We start from the raw sequence: 15,713 nt of genomic DNA on the forward strand, positions 1-15,713 counted from the left end.
CGCGTATTGGGCCATTCCATGCGCGAATTTTGCCAGGCTGGCTCATCACGGATCACCCAGGCGAAGCGCCGATCCGGAAACGGTCATTTTCCGTTTGGCTAACGAACAAAATCCCACTGAGATGGGATATCGCGAAGGCCACTTCGTCTGCTCGTTGAAAGAGTGCGAAATCGGCCATTCGTAGTCTTCTTCGAGTCAACCGCGGAAAGTGAGCGTCACCATGCAGGACGTGGCGCTTACTATTGCCGCATCTTCCTGGCGCCCGATGACGCCGCGTCCCCGTGAGGAGGGCGTGATCTATTGGCAGGCTGAAAACACATTCAAGTTGGAATCAAGATGGACAGATTACGTGAGATGGAGGTTTTCGTAGCCATCGTCGACCGAGGCAGTTTTACCAGCGCGTCGGAGAAACTCGGAATGTCGGCGCCTGCGGTCTCGCGGGCGCTCAACTCGCTCGAAGCCCGCTTGGGCGCGCAACTGCTGGCGCGAACAACCCGTTCAGTCCGACCGACAGAGGCGGGCATGTCGTACCTCGATGCCTGCCGCAAGGTGTTGGATGCCGTCACGGACGCAGAAGCCGATGTCGCGGCTTGCCAGGACAACCCGGTAGGCACACTGACCATTTCTGCTCCGGTGCTGTTTGGCCAGCGATTCATCGCTCCGCTAATCGATGCGTATGCCCAGCGTTATCCGGACGTCAGCATCAACGCGGTGTATGTCGATCGCACCACGCGACTTCTGGAGGAGGGCGTGGATATCGCCATCCGGATAGGCCACCTGGGCGATTCTTCGATATATGCCATTCCGTTGGGTTTTGTACGGCGTCGAACCTACGCGGCCCCGGCTTATCTCGTGGCCCATGGAGAACCCGTTCATCCCAGGGAGCTTGCAGATCATCACTGCGTGTCCCTCACGGGAGTGACGAATCCTCTCGAATGGACGTTTTATGAAAACGGCTTGAGGCTATCGGTCCGGGTTCAGCCACGAATGATCGTCAACCTGGCGCCGGCGGCCGTTATGGCAGCCGTCGACCGCGTGGGAATAACGCAATTGTTTTCCTACCAGGGGGCGTCCGAGGTACTCAATGGAACGCTGCTGCCAATCTTGACGGCATTCGAGCCCGAGTCGACGCCGGTCAACTTGCTGCATGTGGAGCGGCGAGGCGCAAGCGGTAAGATTCGAGCCTTCGTGGAGTTCGTCACCGAGACGTTGCGCAGAAACGTGCATCTTCAACACATGGAAACCGCGGTGACGATGAATGGGACCTCTGGAATCTTGAGTCCGGTCAAATAGGGCATGCTGATGAGGCAAGTCGGATCGTGCGGGCTAGTCCACGCGGCGAATTCTTCAAGCTCAAACCGAACCGGCCGGCGCGACTGCAAGACGAAGTTCCCGATAGGCGGTCACCAGCGCATCGAGGCTGAAAGTCCGGTTCAGGCCACTGGGATTGGGCAGCACCCATGCGCGAGCGCCGCCGAATGTGGCCGGTTGAAGTCCCCACTGGATGTCGCGGCTGCCCGACATTGCGCTGAGCGCCATCTTTCCGAGGAAGGCAACGCATCGCGGCGCATATCCTTCGATCTTCCGTTCGAACTCCGTCGCGGCCGCTTTGAATTCCCACTGTAATAGCTGATCCGCTCGTGCGGTCGGACGCGAGACCACCGTGGTGAGACCACAACCATACTGCAGGAGCGTGTGGTCGTCTTCGGGACCAATCTGTTCGGGAGTGAAACCCGCCAGATGAACGGTCCGCCAGAACCGATTGCCGCTGCCGGCAAAATGGCGGCCGGTCGACGCCGCGCGGACGCCCGGATTGATGCCGCAAAATACAACGGATAAACCCGGCTCAAGCAGATCAGGAAGAGATTGAAGTGAATCGGAGCGAGTCACGGATGGGTGTAGGCCTATTCAAGATGTACATTCGAGGCGCCGAGTGGCAACAACAGGCTACCTCGACGACACCACGAGCGCAGTTTGAACCACGCCGCCACGACGGACAAGCGGCAAGAGCGTCGATTTCAGGTCAAATGTGTCCCGATTCTTGCCAGCCCAACTCGGTAGACCCGAGAGCTAATCGACAGTTTCCAGTTCTGCTGTTTCGACTTGCTCCTCGACCTCGCTAGATGCCCACTGCTGCTTGCCTACCGTGCCGCGGAATCGTTGGCGATACTGTCTGGGCGTAACGTTGAGCCGTCGGAAGAAAGTGGTTCGCATATGCGTGGCGCTATGAAAGCCACAATTGAACGCCACGGTCTTCAGAGGCGCATCGGTCTCCTCGAGCAACTTCCTCGCGGTGTCGACGCGAACCTGCTCGACAAACGCGGACGGCGTCACCTTGGCATACTTCGCGAATAGCCTCGAGAACGTACGGCGGCTGACTGAAACAGCGCTGGCAAGCTGTTCGATCGATAACGCATCGGTAATGTGCTCGGTCACGTACCGGAGCACCTTGCCGACGATCGGATCCTGGTCCTTCCGTACTCCGACGTAAGGACTGTATTGAGACTGTCCTCCTTCTCGCTGGATGTAGACCACCAGGCGTTTCGCAACCCGCACGGCCAGTTCGTGCCCCCAGTCTTCCGTGACCAGCGAAAGACACAGGTCTATGCCCGCCGTCACGCCGGCAGAGGTAAAGAGGCGTCCGTCACGAATGAAGATCCGGTCCGGCTGCACGCGTGCCTGAGGGAATTCGTCAGCGAGGCGATCCGCATCTGCCCAGTGGGTCGTCACGTCCTTGCCGTCGAGCAGCCCGGCGTGTGCGAGCACGAATGCACCGTTGCAAACGGAACCGAAGCGGGTTGCGCCGCGCGCCTGGTCTTGCAACCACTTCAGAAACTCGGGCCGCGGCTCGGCATTGGGCAACCGCGGTCCGCCTGCTACCAGCAGCAAGTCGAATGGCGTGTCGAAGTCCGCATAGCTATACGGAATCGCGAGTTGCATCCCGTTCGAGCACGACACGGTGCCGGCCTCGTTACCCAGCAGAAACACCTCATACTTCTGGTGTTCAGGGAGAAATGTGTTGGCTTCCGCGAATACGTCCAGAGGGCCCGCAACATCCAGCGCCTGCACATCATCGAATACAACAATGGCGACTTTCATGTCGTGACCCTCGTTCCTCGTTGCCGGACTTCGTGTCCGCTGGAGCCACTATAAGAGCGAAGCGCCACGGGATAAATGCGTCGCGCCGAAAATCACTTATTACACGAAGTGCGGGTATGCAAGCCCGGAAATACTGGTAAAGCGGCGCGCAGACCCGTTCGTTGGCCGTCGCAAGGGCGGAGTCAGGAGAGCGCGGTTCATTGCGGCGCCCCTCATGACCCTGTTCGCAGCCGACGCGCGGGGCAACACTGGCTACGTGGCCCAAATCTCACCTCTATTGGCCCGCGACGGCGCCAAAGATGCGCACGGTCGCCGTGCCGACTACCTATGCTTTATCTCATCAATGCGGCTGGGATCTTAAAGCTCGGGCGCACCAGAGAATCTGTCGTCGGCGAAATGGTCGTCCGTCCTTAGCCCCTGGTTGCACGCCGGACTGGCCACGATGAGGCTACAGCCGCCTCAACCCATGTCACGGTCGAAGTTCAGACCGGACGCGAATCGAGGACAGATTCATCATGCTGATGGAAAAAATTCAAAGCTCTTTCCTGTTCGGGGGAAACGCCCCCTATGTCGAGGAGCAGTACGAACTCTACCTGGCTGACCCGGCATCGGTCGCGGATGAGTGGCGCGCGTATTTCGATGCGTTGCGCGAAACCCCCGCCATCGACGGCAGCGACCGCGATGACGAACCGCATGCGCCTGTCGTTTCCACCTTCGTCGAGCTGGGCAAGCGCTCGCGCGCTACGGAGACGACGCTCGAAGACGGTCTTGCGATCGCCAGAAAGCAGGTGGCGGTGCAGTCGTTGATTGCCGCGTTCCGCATGGTCGGCACGCGCAAGGCGAAACTCGACCCGCTGCTGTGGACTCCGCCGCAGGCCTCCGTCGAACTCACGCCGGCGTTCTACGGCTTGTCGGCGGCAGACATGTCCACGCGATTCAGCACGGCCGACACGTTTCTTTTCGACGAAGACGCAACGCTGCGCGAGATCGTCGCGGCGCTCGAACAGACCTATTCCGGCACACTCGGCGCCGATTTCATGCATCTGAGCGATGCCGGCGAGCGGCGTTGGTGGCAAATGCAACTTGAGTCGACGCGCGCGAGGCCTTCGTTTTCGGTAGCGGAGAAAAAACGGTTCCTCGAACGCCTGACGGCTGCTGAAGGACTGGAGAAGTACCTGCACACGCGCTATGTCGGGCAAAAACGCTTCTCGCTGGAAGGCGGCGAATCGTTGATCGTGTTGCTGGACGAGCTGGTTCGCTATGGCGCATCGAAGAAGGTCGGCACGGTGGTGATGGGCATGGCGCATCGCGGGCGTCTGAATGTGCTGGTGAACATTGCCGGCAAGCCTTTGCGCGCGCTCTTCGACGAGTTCGAGGGCAAGAGCGGCGACCCTCTGCCGGCCGGCGACGTCAAGTACCACAAGGGCTATAGCGGTGTCACGCAGACGGCCGACGGGCCTGTCGATGTCGTGCTTGCATTCAATCCCTCGCACCTGGAAATCGTCAACCCGGTGGTGCAAGGCATGGCGCGCGCCAAAGGCGAGACCTCGGGCGCGGGCGACGGAAGCGACGTGCTGCCCGTCGAAATTCACGGCGATGCGGCAATGTCCGGGCAAGGCGTCGTGATGGAGACGTTGAGCCTGACGTACACCCGAGGACACGGCACGGGCGGAACGGTCCACGTGGTCGTCAACAATCAGATCGGCTTTACGACTTCGGATCCGCGCGATACACGCTCGTCGTTCTACTGCACGGACATCGCGAAGATGATCGAGGCGCCGGTTTTGCACGTCAACGCTGACGACCCGGAAGCGGTGGCCATGGCGGTGCGCCTCGCGCTCGACTATCGCACGGCGTTCAGGCGCAGCGTGGTGATCGATCTTGTCTGTTTCCGCAAGCACGGGCATCAGGAACAGGATACGCCCGCCATCACGCAGCCGCTCATGTACCGCGCGATTACCAGCCACCCTGGCGTGAGGACCGTGTACGCGCAACAGTTGATCAGGGAAGGCGTAGTGACGCCGGAGCAGGTCAAGGACACCCTCGACGCACATCGAGACAGTCTCGAACACGCGCGAGAAGCCGAAGCGCCCGGCGTATCTGTACAGCCAGCCGAAATACCCACATGGCCGAAGTTTCTCGAGGACTATGCCGGCCCGGTCCAGTATGGTCCTCCGTTGCCCGCGCAGATGCGCGCGTTGGCGCAGCAGATCTCGACCATCCCGGACGGATATGAAATCCATCCGCTGGTCGGCAAGATGATCGCCGCGCGCCGCGAGATGGCCGCGGGGAGAAAACCGGTCGATTGGGGCATGGGCGAGCACATGGCATTCGCCTCGTTGCTCGACGCCGGGATCGATGTCCGCTTGAGCGGGCAGGACAGCGCGAGGGGCACGTTCAATCACCGCCACGCCGTTCTGCACAATCAGACACGCACGAGCCGGACGGAGGGCGTCTACATCCCGCTCGATCATATCGACGGCGCAAGCGGCCGATTTACGGTGACGAACTCCATTCTGTCGGAGGCGGCCGTGCTGGCCTTCGAGTATGGCTACTCGACGGTCAACCGCAATGCGCTCGTCGTGTGGGAGGCGCAGTTCGGGGACTTCGCGAATGGTGCGCAGGTTGTGATCGATCAGTTCATCGCAGCGGGCGCCGCAAAGTGGGGACAACTCAGCGGCTTGACCCTGTTCCTGCCGCACGGGCAGGACGGGCAGGGACCGGAACACGCGTCGGCGAGACTCGAGCGATATCTGCAGCTTTGCGCGCAGGACAACATGCGGGTCACCCAACCGACCACGCCCGCGCAACTGTTCCATTTGCTGCGGATGCAAGCGGCTGTGTTCGATCGCCGGCCGCTCGTCGTGATGACGCCCAAGTCGCTGTTGCGTCATCCGGAAGCGGTCAGCACGCTCGACGAGCTGGCCACGGGTGCGTTCCGCGAGATCCTGGTGGACACGCAGGTCGAGCCGTCGCGGGTGTCGAATGTGGAGCGCGTCATCGTGTCTTCGGGCAAGGTCTACTTCGACCTGCTCGAACAGCGCCGCACGTCGGGTGTTGACGATACGCCGCTCATCCGCGTCGAACAGCTGTATCCGTTTCCGTCCAGGCAACTCGCCGTGGAGTTTGCGCGCTATCCGAATCTGAAGACCGTGGTCTGGTGTCAGGAGGAGTCGCGCAACCAGGGGGCATCGAGCTTCGTTGAACCGCAGTTGCGCGAGATCCTGCCTTCGGGTGCGCAATTGCGGTATGCGGGGCCGGCGGCTTCCGCGTCGACGGCGCCCGGTTATCACGCGGTACATGCGGCGAGACAGGCTGCGCTTATCTCAAGTGCGTTCGCGGAATAATGGCTTGTGCATCTCGCGGTGATACCGCGCGCGGACCTTCAGTCGCTCGGGACGTGGATAAGCGGCCCGAGCGGCGACCGTTTGCATGCAACCGAAAAAGATCTGCGGACGGCGGGTCATCGCAATGGCTCAAATGCGATCTATCTTGGCCCATATACAAGCGCTTTTATGCGTGTGCGCAGCCTCAATCATTGTCAGAATGAGTAAAACCGTTTCTCACGATTCTTCCAGACGCACATCAAAAAAGTGCTGGATGGGCTGCGCTTCGTACGGAGAACCCGTCGGAGCAATCGCCCATGAGCTGGTAAGGAACATACGCTGTTCTCGAGTTGGAAGGGAAATCGTCCTTAGATTTTGGCCGCTGATGTTGTCAGCGCCCGTTTCCATGCGAGTCAGCCATGACCCAAAACCCAAACGCTGCTTTAAACGCTCTCCTGAAACCGCCGGCTGCCGGCGAATCGATGTCGGGTGCCGACATCATCCTGCGCGTGCTCAGCGAACAGGGTGTCGATACCGTATTCGGCTATAGCGGCGGCGCAATTTTGCCGACGTACGACGCCGTCTTTCGTTTCAACGAAATGCACGCGCGAACTCCCGAGCGCCAGATCAAACTCGTGGTACCCGCCAATGAACAGGCCGCCGGCTTCATGGCCGCGGGTTATGCGCGCGCGAGCGGCAAGGTCGGCGTATTCATGGTGACGTCAGGCCCTGGGGCGACGAACGCGGTGACGCCGATCGCCGACTGCAACGGCGATTCGATCCCTGTCGTCCTCATATGCGGACAGGTGCCTCGTGCCATGATCGGCACCGATGCTTTCCAGGAAGCGCCCGTTTTCAACATCATGTCGGCGTGCGCAAAGCAGGTGTTTCTGGTGACCGACCCGGCAAAGCTGGAGCAGACGCTGCGGACCGCATTCGAAGTCGCTCGCACCGGCCGTCCAGGCCCGGTTGTCGTGGATGTGCCCAAGGACATCCAGAACTGGAGCGGCGTCTATCACGGGCACGGTACGCTGGAGTTTCGAGGCTACTCCGACCGTCTTCGCATGGTGGCAAAAGGCGCTCGTCTCGAAGAGGACAAGCGCACCGAATTCTTCGATCTGCTGGCGCGCAGCAAACGACCGTTGCTGTATGCCGGCGGCGGCATTATCACGGCCGGCGCAACGGCAGAGTTGCGCCAGTTTGCGGAGCGCTTCGGGATCCCCGTGGTGACCACGTTGATGGGGCTCGGCGCGATATCCGTGAAACACGAACTGGGGCTCGGCATGCTGGGCATGCACGGCGCGGCCTGTGCGAACTACGCGGTCGAAGATTGTGACTTCCTGATCGCGGTAGGCGCCCGATTCGATGACCGGGTTGCCGGTGGCCGCCCTGACGCATTCGCTCCCAGAGCACGGTATGTCGCGCATATCGACATCGACGAGGCGGAAATCAACAAGGTGAAACGGGCGCACTGGACGCACGTAGGCGACGCGAAGGATACCTTGCTGTCGCTGATGAAGCATGGTCCAGTCGAGCAACCGCCGTTGGACTGGCTCGACCGAATCAAGGAACTGAAACGGGTCTACGGTATGAACTACGACCGCAATAGCCCGGCAATTCAGCCGCAGTTCGTAGTCGAAAAGCTCAGTGAAATTACCGGCGGGCGAGCCATCGTCACCACAGGCGTCGGTCAGCATCAGATGTGGGCAGCGCAATTTTTCGACTTCGTCGAGCCGCGCAGTTTCCTGACTTCGGGCAGCATGGGGACGATGGGCTTCGGGCTGCCCGCGGCGATCGGCGCTCAACTGGCGCGACCGGATGCGCTTGTCATCGACATCGATGGTGACGGCAGCATCCGCATGAATATTGGCGACCTGGAGACGGCAACCACCTACGGCGTGCCTGTCAAAGTACTGCTGCTCAACAATCTCGGTGACGGGATGATCCGGCAATGGCAGCGTCTCTTTTACGAGGGGCGCTTGTGTGTGAGCGACAAGTCGCTTCATCGCAAGGATTTTGTCATGGCAGCTCGGGCCGACGGGTTTGAGTTTGCCGGTCGCGTTGACGCAATCAGCGAACTCGAAGGCCAACTCAGGGCCTTCATAGAATTCGACGGACCGGCTTTCCTCGAAGTGATGGTCGACGAGAATGCCGATGTCTTTCCGATGGTCGGACCAGGGCAAAGCTACGCGAATATGATCACCGGGCCGTTCATTCCGTCCCGGGTCGAGTCGGAAACCAAAGGGAAGGGCACGGAGCGTCAAGCGGCTGCGGATATGTTCTAAGCAACTTCGTGTTGATTCACGCGCTCTTACGCGTACGCCTTTGACCGCGTGACAATGCCGATGGCTGCGCTATACTTGCGGCGATGAAAATCCTGCGGACACTTCTCGTCTTGCTGCTGTGTGTGATGCTGCCCCTCAGTGGGCTGGCAGCAAGCGGCACGACTGGAGCGTGTCCAATGGAATCCGCCATGACCGGCGACACCGCCGCCTTGTCGGCTGATATGCCCGGCTGCGATTCGGCAAGCCCCATGTCCAGTGAACACGCCAAGTCGAAGGTATCGCTGTGCAAGGTGAGCGCCCAGTGTCAGATGGGCAGCCTCTATCACCCCGTTTCTTCTCCCACCGTGACTCGACCCGCCGGGTCGTTTGTTCCCGTCAGCTTCCACTACGCACAGTCGCTCTCCATCCGCGAGCCGGATGGCCTCTGGCGTCCACCGCAGTCCCTCTAACTCCATCGTTCTGGTTCGCCGCTTTTACGCGGTGATGTCGTCCCGTTTCGGGATGTGAGTTCGTGTGTCCGCTCGCGCGGCTACACACGGCTCGACCATTCGAGGTTAGACCATGCTTTCCATCATCGGCACGCCGGCATCCCGGCGCGCCTGGGCTAGCTCGTGCGCCGTCTTCCTTGCGTTCGGCCCGTTGGCTGGCCGCGCGGCGCATGCCCAAGACGCGGGCTTGACGCTCGACGAGGCACTTCAAATAGCCACTAGTCGCTCGTCCTCGATCCAGGCTGCGCAAGCCTCGGTTCGGGGAAGTTCGGACGTGGTTGTCAAAGCCGGGCAATTGCCCAATCCCACGTTGAATCTGAGTGTCCAGGACCTGCCTGTCAATGGACCCAATGCCTTCACGATCGGCCAGGACAATTTCACGATGCGTGGCATCGGCATCCAGCAGGAGTGGGTTTCTCCTGCAAAGCGCCGGCTGCAAACAACGCTGGCCGATCGTGCCGTGGAGCGCGACAAATCGACGTACCTCGAAAAGGTGGCGGAGGTTCGTCAGCAAGTGGCGATGGCCTGGCTCAACGCCATCTACGCAAAGAAGGCCGTCGCGCTGAGTCAGGCGCTGATCGACCATCTGAGCCAGGAGTTCGCCGCGAGACAGGCGTCGTACCGTGGTGCAAAAGGGGCGGCGATCGATGTCGCCCAGGCGAGCCTGACGCTTGGCAACGCGCGTGATGAACTGATCAGCGCCCAGCAGGACGAGAAGACCGCGTTGATCACGCTGTCGCGCTGGACGGGCGCGGGCAATGTGCTCGAAGTGGGCGGCACGCCGCCGGCACTCCAGTCACACGTATCGGGTTTAAGCGTCGAACAGCTTGCTCAGGTTCAGCCTTCGTTGATCGCGGCCCGTGCAGCCATTTCGCTGGCCGATGCCGACACGGACGTTACCCGAAGCAACCGAAGCCCGAACTGGACCTGGGGGCTGACCTACTTCAAGAGCGGTGGCAAGTTCCCGGACTACGTGTCGGTCGGTGTTTCCATCCCTTTGCCGATCCATCGCGGGAACGTCGAAGACCGCGACGTCGAGCAAAAGTCCGAAATGGGTACGCAGGCGCGGCTCGTTTATGAAGACACCGAGCGGCAGGTGGTCGCGGATATCCAGAGTCTGACGGCAAAGCTCGCCAGCGGGCGGGGGCGTCTAGCCAACGCCAGACAAACCGTTCTTCCCGCGGCCGAACAAAAAGTGCAACTGGCCAATGCCGCTTACCGGTCGGGTACCGGCACGCTCTCCGATGCGTTGGACGCGAGACACACACAGCTCGAAGCGGACCTTCAGGTGTTGAACCTTGAACGGGACGTTTCCCTCGTCTGGGCGCAGCTCGAATACCAGGTTTTGCCGCCCGACCTGACCTCCGCCCAGTAAAGAGAAAAAACATGAACCAGAAACTGATCGTACGCGCCGTGGCGGCAGTGTTCACTGCCGCTGCGCTTATAGGCGCCGGCTATGTGGCCGGCAGCCATCGTGCCGCAACAGGTACACCCATGGCGTCAGCCACAGCCGCGACTGCATCCGCAGCCGGAGTCAAGATCGACCCGAAAACTGGCCGCAACGTGCTCTATTGGCACGATCCGATGGTGCCGAACCAGCACTTCGACAAGCCCGGCAAATCACCCTTCATGAACATGGAGCTTCAGCCCGTCTTCGCGGACGAAGGGAGTTCCAGCGGTATGAAGGTCGACTCGACGCTGCAACAGAATCTCGGCATCCGATACGCGACGGTGGTCCGGCAGGACGCCTCTGAAAGTTTCGACGCGATCGGAACCACCCAGTTCGATGAGTCGATGGCCGATGTCGTCCAGTCGCGGGTGACGGGTTATATCGATCACCTATACGCGAGCGCGCCAATGCAACGTGTCGTGAAGGGCGCGCCGATTGCATCGCTCTTCGTGCCCGACTGGTTGGCGCCTCAGGAAGAGTATCTGGCGCTCAAACGCGGGGGCATGGATGCCGGCCTGCTTGCCGCCGCACGTGCACGCATGCGGGCGCTGTCGATTCCGGTCGGGCTGATTGCCAGCCTCGACCGAACCGGAAAAGCGCAGACCCATGTCACGCTATTCGCCCAGCAAGCCGGCGTGCTGACGGAACTCAATGTTCGCGATGGTGCGATGGTGTCGCCTGGACAAACGCTCGCCAAGATCGCGGGTCTGTCGAAGCTGTGGCTGATCGTTGAGATACCCGAGTCGCTCGCATTGCAGGTGCGGCCCGGCATGATGGTCGACGCGACGTTCGCCGGCGACGCTTCGCACCACTTTAGCGGCCACATCCGTGAAATCCTGCCGGGCATCAGTCCGGACAGCCGGACGCTGCAGGCGCGCCTCGAAATCGACAACGCAGGACTGAAGCTGACCCCCGGGATGCTGATGCGCGCACGGGTCAGTGGAGCGAAACCGGTCTCGCGGCTGCTTGTGCCGTCCGAAGCGGTCATCACGACCGGCAAGCGCTCGATCGTCATTGTCAGGAATAGCGATGGCCGGTTGCAGCCTGTCCAGGTTGCGATCGGCCACGATAGCGGCGACGGCACCGAGGTCACGAGCGGGTTGACTGAAGGCCAGCAGGTCGTCGCGTCGGGCCAGTTCCTGATCGACTCCGAAGCAAGCCTGAAGTCCGTGCTGCCGAAACTCGAAGGAAGCGCGGCACCTGCGGCGTCGGCCTCGACTTCCGCTCCTGCTCCTGCCTCCGCGCCCGCTGCCGCGCAAACCTACGAAACGACCGGCAAGGTCGAAAAAGTCACCAGCAGCGACATCACGTTCTCACATCAACCCGTGCCGGCGCTAGGCTGGGGTGCGATGACCATGACCTTCGGCAAGCCGTCTCCGACGGCCTTTCCGGACGTCAAGGTCGGCGAGTCCGTGCATTTCGTTTTCAAGCCGTCCGACGACGGCTACCAGTTGACGCAGGTCGAACCGGCCGGAGGCGCGAAATGATTGCACGCGTCATTCGCTGGTCGATTTACAACCGGTTCCTCGTGCTGCTCGCGACAGTGCTCGTCACCGCATGGGGCGTTTATTCGCTGACTCGAACGCCGGTCGACGCATTGCCGGATCTGTCCGACACGCAGGTCATCATCAAGGCATCGTATCCCGGCAAGGCACCGCAAGTCGTCGAAGACCAGGTGACGTATCCGCTCACGACGACCCTGCTGGGGGTGCCGGGCGCCACCACCATCCGCGCCTATTCGTCGTTCGGGGACGCGTTCGTCTACGTGCTATTCGATGACAGGACGGACCCGTATTGGGCCCGCTCGCGCGTGCTCGAATACCTCAATCAGGTGCAGAGCCGTTTGCCGCAGGGCGCGACTGTCTCACTCGGGCCCGATGCCACGGGCCTTGGCTGGGTCTACGAATACGCACTCGTCGACCGCACCGGCAAACACGACCTTGGCCAGCTTCGCGCCTTGAACGACTGGTTTCTGAAGTTCGAGTTGAAATCGGTACCGGATGTTTCGGAGGTCGCCAGCATCGGCGGCATGGTGCGGCAATACCAGGTCGTTCTGGATCCGGACAAGCTGCGTGCCTACGGCGTCACGCAGGCTAGCGTCGCGGATGCCATCGGCAAGGCGAACCAGGAATCCGGTGGTTCCGTGGTCGAACTGGCCGAGTCCGAGTACATGGTCAGATCGTCGGGATATCTGCGCTCGCTCGACGATTTCCGCCACATCGTGCTGCGCACGAACAGCACTGGAACTCCCGTCTTGCTTGGCGACGTCGCACGCATTCAGATCGGACCTGAAATGCGCCGCGGCATTGCCGAACTGAACGGTGAAGGCGAAGTGGCCGGCGGTGTGATCGTGATGCGCTCAGGCAAGAATGCGCTGACGGCCATCGACGCGGTCAAGGCCAGGCTCGCCGGCCTGAAGCAGTCCCTGCCGCCGGGCGTCCAGATCGTGACGACCTATGACCGCTCGCAGCTCATCGAGCGCGCAGTCGACAACCTCAGGGACAAGCTCATCGAGGAGTTCATCATCGTCGGCCTGGTCTGCGCGGTGTTCCTGTTCCACTTGCGTAGCGCGTTCGTTGCGATCCTGTCGCTGCCGCTCGGCGTGTTGACCGCATTTATCGTGATGCGCTACCAGGGCGTCAACGCGAACCTGATGTCATTGGGCGGCATTGCGATCGCGATTGGCGCGATGATCGATGCAGCGATCGTGATGATCGAGAACGCCCACAAACATCTGGAGGCGTACGACCACACGCACCCCGATACGCCGATCACGACTGCCCGGCGGTGGGAGTTGATCGCACAGTCGGCCGCCGAAGTCGGCCCGGCGCTGTTCTTTTCGCTGCTGATCATCACGCTGTCGTTCATTCCGGTGTTTTCGCTCGAAGGCCAGGAAGGGAAGCTGTTTGCGCCATTGGCGTTCACGAAGACCTACACCATTGCCGCTGCCGCCGGCTTGTCCGTCACGCTCGTGCCCGTGCTGATGGGCTATCTGATCCGTGGCCGGATTCCGCATGAGAACGCCAATCCGATCAACCGTGTGTTGATCCGGCTTTATCGTCCCGTGCTCGAAGCGACGTTGCGCCGGCCGTGGATCGCAATCGGGCTGGCAGTGCTGGCGCTTGCCATCACGTTGATTCCCGTGTCGCGGCTCGGCGGCGAATTCATGCCGCCGCTCGACGAAGGGGATCTGCTTTACATGCCGACCGCGTTGCCCGGCATCTCCGCGGACAAAGCCGCCGAGCTTCTCCAGCAGACGGATCGCCTCATCAAGACGGTTCCGGAAGTGAAAAGCGTATTCGGCAAATCGGGACGCGCCGACACGGCGACCGATCCTGCGCCGTTCGAGATGTTCGAGACCACCATTCAGTTCAAGCCGCGCAGCGAATGGCGGGCTGGGATGACACCCGAGAAGCTGGTGGATGAACTCGACGCGCGGGTGAAGATTCCGGGGCTGTCGAATGTTTGGGTGCCGCCGATTCGCAATCGCCTGGACATGCTGTCGACCGGGATCAAGACGCCCGTCGGAGTGAAAATCTCCGGCGCGGACCTGGGGCAGATCGACAAGATCGCCACGCAGGTCGAGTCCGTCCTGAAGAACGTGCCAGGCGTCACGTCGGCGTTGGCCGAACGCCTGAACGGCGGTCATTACATCGACGTCGATATCGACCGGCTCGCGGCCGCCCGCTATGGACTGTCCGTGACGGACATCCAGTCCATCGTGTCGACTGCCGTGGGCGGCGATAACGTCGGCGAGGTGATCGCGGGCCGTGAACGCTTTCCGATCAACATCCGCTATCCGCGGGAGATCAGGGACTCCGTCGACAACCTGCGCCAGTTGCCGGTCGTCACGGATCGCGGCGCGCAGATCACGCTGGGCGATGTGGCGACGATCAGGATCTCGGATGGACCGCCAATGATCCGTAGCGAGAACGCCCGGCTATCAGGCTACGTCTACGTCGACATTCGCGATACGGATTTGCAATCGGCGGTGAAAGCGATGCAGGTCGCGGTTGCGCGGCATGTTGTCCTGCCGCCCGGCTATTCGATCGCCTGGTCGGGTCAGTTCGAGTATCTGGAGCGGGCGGCCGCGAAGTTGCGAACGGTGATTCCGGTAACGCTCGCGGTCATTTTTGTGCTGCTGTTCCTGACGTTCAACTCGGCGGCCGATGCCTTATTGCTGATGTCGACGGTGCCGTTTGCGCTGGTCGGCGGGTTCTGGTTGATCTGGCTTCTCGGGCACGCGGTGTCCGTTGCGACGGCGGTGGGATTCATCGCGTTGTCGGGCGTGGCGGCCGAATTCGGTGTCGTGATGCTGCTTTACCTGAAGGGCGCGCTTAACCATCGCCTCGACGCAGGCGAGCCCTTTACCGAGGCGACCCTGGTCGACGCCATCCGCGAAGGCGCGGTCTTGCGTGTGCGGCCCAAGGCGATGACGGTCGCGGTTGTCCTGGCGGGCCTCATCCCGATCATGCTGGGCCACGGCTCCGGCTCCGAAGTCATGCAGCGCATCGCCGCGCCGATGGTTGGCGGCATGGTGACCGCGCCGCTCCTGTCCATGCTCATCATTCCCGCCGCCTGGCTGTTGCTGCAACGCCGCGGCGTTGCGCGCATGAAAGCCACCACGCAAGAAGCGCTGCAATCCCACGTAGCACCCACTGGCACGCTTGTGCCGCAAACTCACTCTGGAGAAAACCAATGAGGAAGTTGATCACTTTGATGGCTGCGTTCTGTACCGGTCTTGCGCTCGCCGGTGCGGCGATAGCGGCGGACGACATGGCCGGCATGAAAATGGCCAACGGCGCGATGGATGCCGGGACACCGAACAACGCAGCGCTCACCGATGCGGTCATCAAAAAGGTGGATCCGTCCGCCGGCATGGTGACGCTTCAGCACGGCGAGCTGAAGAACATCGGCATGTCGGCGATGACCATGGCCTACAAGGCCAAGGATGCGGCGATGGTCAAACAGGCCAAGGCGGGCGAGAAGGTCAAGGTTCGCGTTGAAAACGTAGATGGCAAGCTGACCATCGTGAAGCTTATGAAACAGTAACGGTTCGCGGTTG

At 61.4% G+C, this 15,713-nt stretch carries 10 protein-coding genes; 8 read left to right on the forward strand and 2 right to left on the reverse strand.

What is annotated here, in order from left to right; all coding sequences use genetic code 11:
* Positions 1-336 precede the first annotated feature (336 nt).
* A complete protein-coding gene (locus P0D96_RS02050; RefSeq protein WP_408176637.1) occupies positions 337-1,293 on the forward strand; it encodes a LysR family transcriptional regulator in 957 nt (318 codons plus the stop codon).
* A gap of 60 nt (positions 1,294-1,353) precedes the next feature.
* On the opposite strand, the gene mug is transcribed toward P0D96_RS02050, so the two are convergent.
* Both mug and P0D96_RS02060 read right to left on the reverse strand, forming a co-directional pair.
* Positions 1,354-1,890, reverse strand: coding sequence for a G/U mismatch-specific DNA glycosylase (mug, locus tag P0D96_RS02055; RefSeq protein WP_408176639.1), 537 nt, complete (start codon positions 1,888-1,890; stop codon positions 1,354-1,356).
* Between the two features lie 180 nt (positions 1,891-2,070).
* The gene (locus P0D96_RS02060) at positions 2,071-3,099 is read right to left on the reverse strand and encodes a GlxA family transcriptional regulator (protein ID WP_408282183.1); all 1,029 of its coding nucleotides are present in this window, start codon (positions 3,097-3,099) and stop codon (positions 2,071-2,073) included.
* A gap of 515 nt (positions 3,100-3,614) precedes the next feature.
* Between P0D96_RS02060 and P0D96_RS02065 the strand changes: the two genes are divergently transcribed.
* From P0D96_RS02065 to P0D96_RS02095, 7 genes are all read left to right on the forward strand, one after another.
* On the forward strand, positions 3,615-6,446 hold the full coding sequence (locus P0D96_RS02065; RefSeq protein ID WP_408311191.1) for a 2-oxoglutarate dehydrogenase E1 component: 2,832 nt from the start codon (positions 3,615-3,617) through the stop codon (positions 6,444-6,446).
* A gap of 398 nt (positions 6,447-6,844) precedes the next feature.
* A complete protein-coding gene (gene ilvB, locus P0D96_RS02070; protein WP_408311194.1) occupies positions 6,845-8,710 on the forward strand; it encodes a biosynthetic-type acetolactate synthase large subunit in 1,866 nt (621 codons plus the stop codon).
* 83 nt (positions 8,711-8,793) lie between these two features.
* Positions 8,794-9,159 (forward strand): hypothetical protein, encoded by a 366-nt coding sequence (locus P0D96_RS02075; protein WP_408311197.1) that lies wholly within the window; start codon positions 8,794-8,796, stop codon positions 9,157-9,159.
* 112 nt (positions 9,160-9,271) lie between these two features.
* Positions 9,272-10,573: a TolC family protein gene (locus P0D96_RS02080; protein WP_408311200.1), complete on the forward strand. Its 1,302-nt coding sequence runs from the start codon at positions 9,272-9,274 to the stop codon at positions 10,571-10,573.
* 11 nt (positions 10,574-10,584) lie between these two features.
* Positions 10,585-12,135 carry an efflux RND transporter periplasmic adaptor subunit gene (locus P0D96_RS02085; protein WP_408311203.1) on the forward strand — a complete coding sequence of 517 codons (1,551 nt, stop codon included), beginning with the start codon at positions 10,585-10,587 and terminating at the stop codon, positions 12,133-12,135.
* Entirely contained in the window at positions 12,132-15,350 is a 3,219-nt protein-coding gene (locus P0D96_RS02090) for an efflux RND transporter permease subunit (protein ID WP_408311205.1), read from the forward strand. The genes P0D96_RS02085 and P0D96_RS02090 overlap by 4 nt, the downstream gene beginning before the upstream one ends.
* The gene (locus tag P0D96_RS02095) at positions 15,347-15,700 is read left to right on the forward strand and encodes a copper-binding protein (protein ID WP_408311208.1); all 354 of its coding nucleotides are present in this window, start codon (positions 15,347-15,349) and stop codon (positions 15,698-15,700) included. The genes P0D96_RS02090 and P0D96_RS02095 overlap by 4 nt, the downstream gene beginning before the upstream one ends.
* Positions 15,701-15,713 lie beyond the last annotated feature (13 nt).

This window comes from Paraburkholderia sp. RL17-347-BIC-D (assembly GCF_046027915.1).
Lineage (GTDB): Bacteria > Pseudomonadota > Gammaproteobacteria > Burkholderiales > Burkholderiaceae > Paraburkholderia.

Bases quoted from the DNA above. Each gene is read 5' to 3' on its own strand.
- ilvB (WP_408311194.1), top strand. From the start codon at position 6,845: ATGACCCAAAACCCAAACGCTGCTTTAAACGCTCTCCTGAAACCGCCG.
- P0D96_RS02065 (WP_408311191.1), top strand. From the start codon at position 3,615: ATGCTGATGGAAAAAATTCAAAGCTCTTTCCTGTTCGGGGGAAACGCC.
- P0D96_RS02080 (WP_408311200.1), top strand. From the start codon at position 9,272: ATGCTTTCCATCATCGGCACGCCGGCATCCCGGCGCGCCTGGGCTAGC.
- P0D96_RS02050 (WP_408176637.1), top strand. From the start codon at position 337: ATGGACAGATTACGTGAGATGGAGGTTTTCGTAGCCATCGTCGACCGA.
- P0D96_RS02095 (WP_408311208.1), top strand. From the start codon at position 15,347: ATGAGGAAGTTGATCACTTTGATGGCTGCGTTCTGTACCGGTCTTGCG.
- P0D96_RS02090 (WP_408311205.1), top strand. From the start codon at position 12,132: ATGATTGCACGCGTCATTCGCTGGTCGATTTACAACCGGTTCCTCGTG.
- P0D96_RS02075 (WP_408311197.1), top strand. From the start codon at position 8,794: ATGAAAATCCTGCGGACACTTCTCGTCTTGCTGCTGTGTGTGATGCTG.
- P0D96_RS02060 (WP_408282183.1), bottom strand. From the start codon at position 3,099: ATGAAAGTCGCCATTGTTGTATTCGATGATGTGCAGGCGCTGGATGTT.
- P0D96_RS02085 (WP_408311203.1), top strand. From the start codon at position 10,585: ATGAACCAGAAACTGATCGTACGCGCCGTGGCGGCAGTGTTCACTGCC.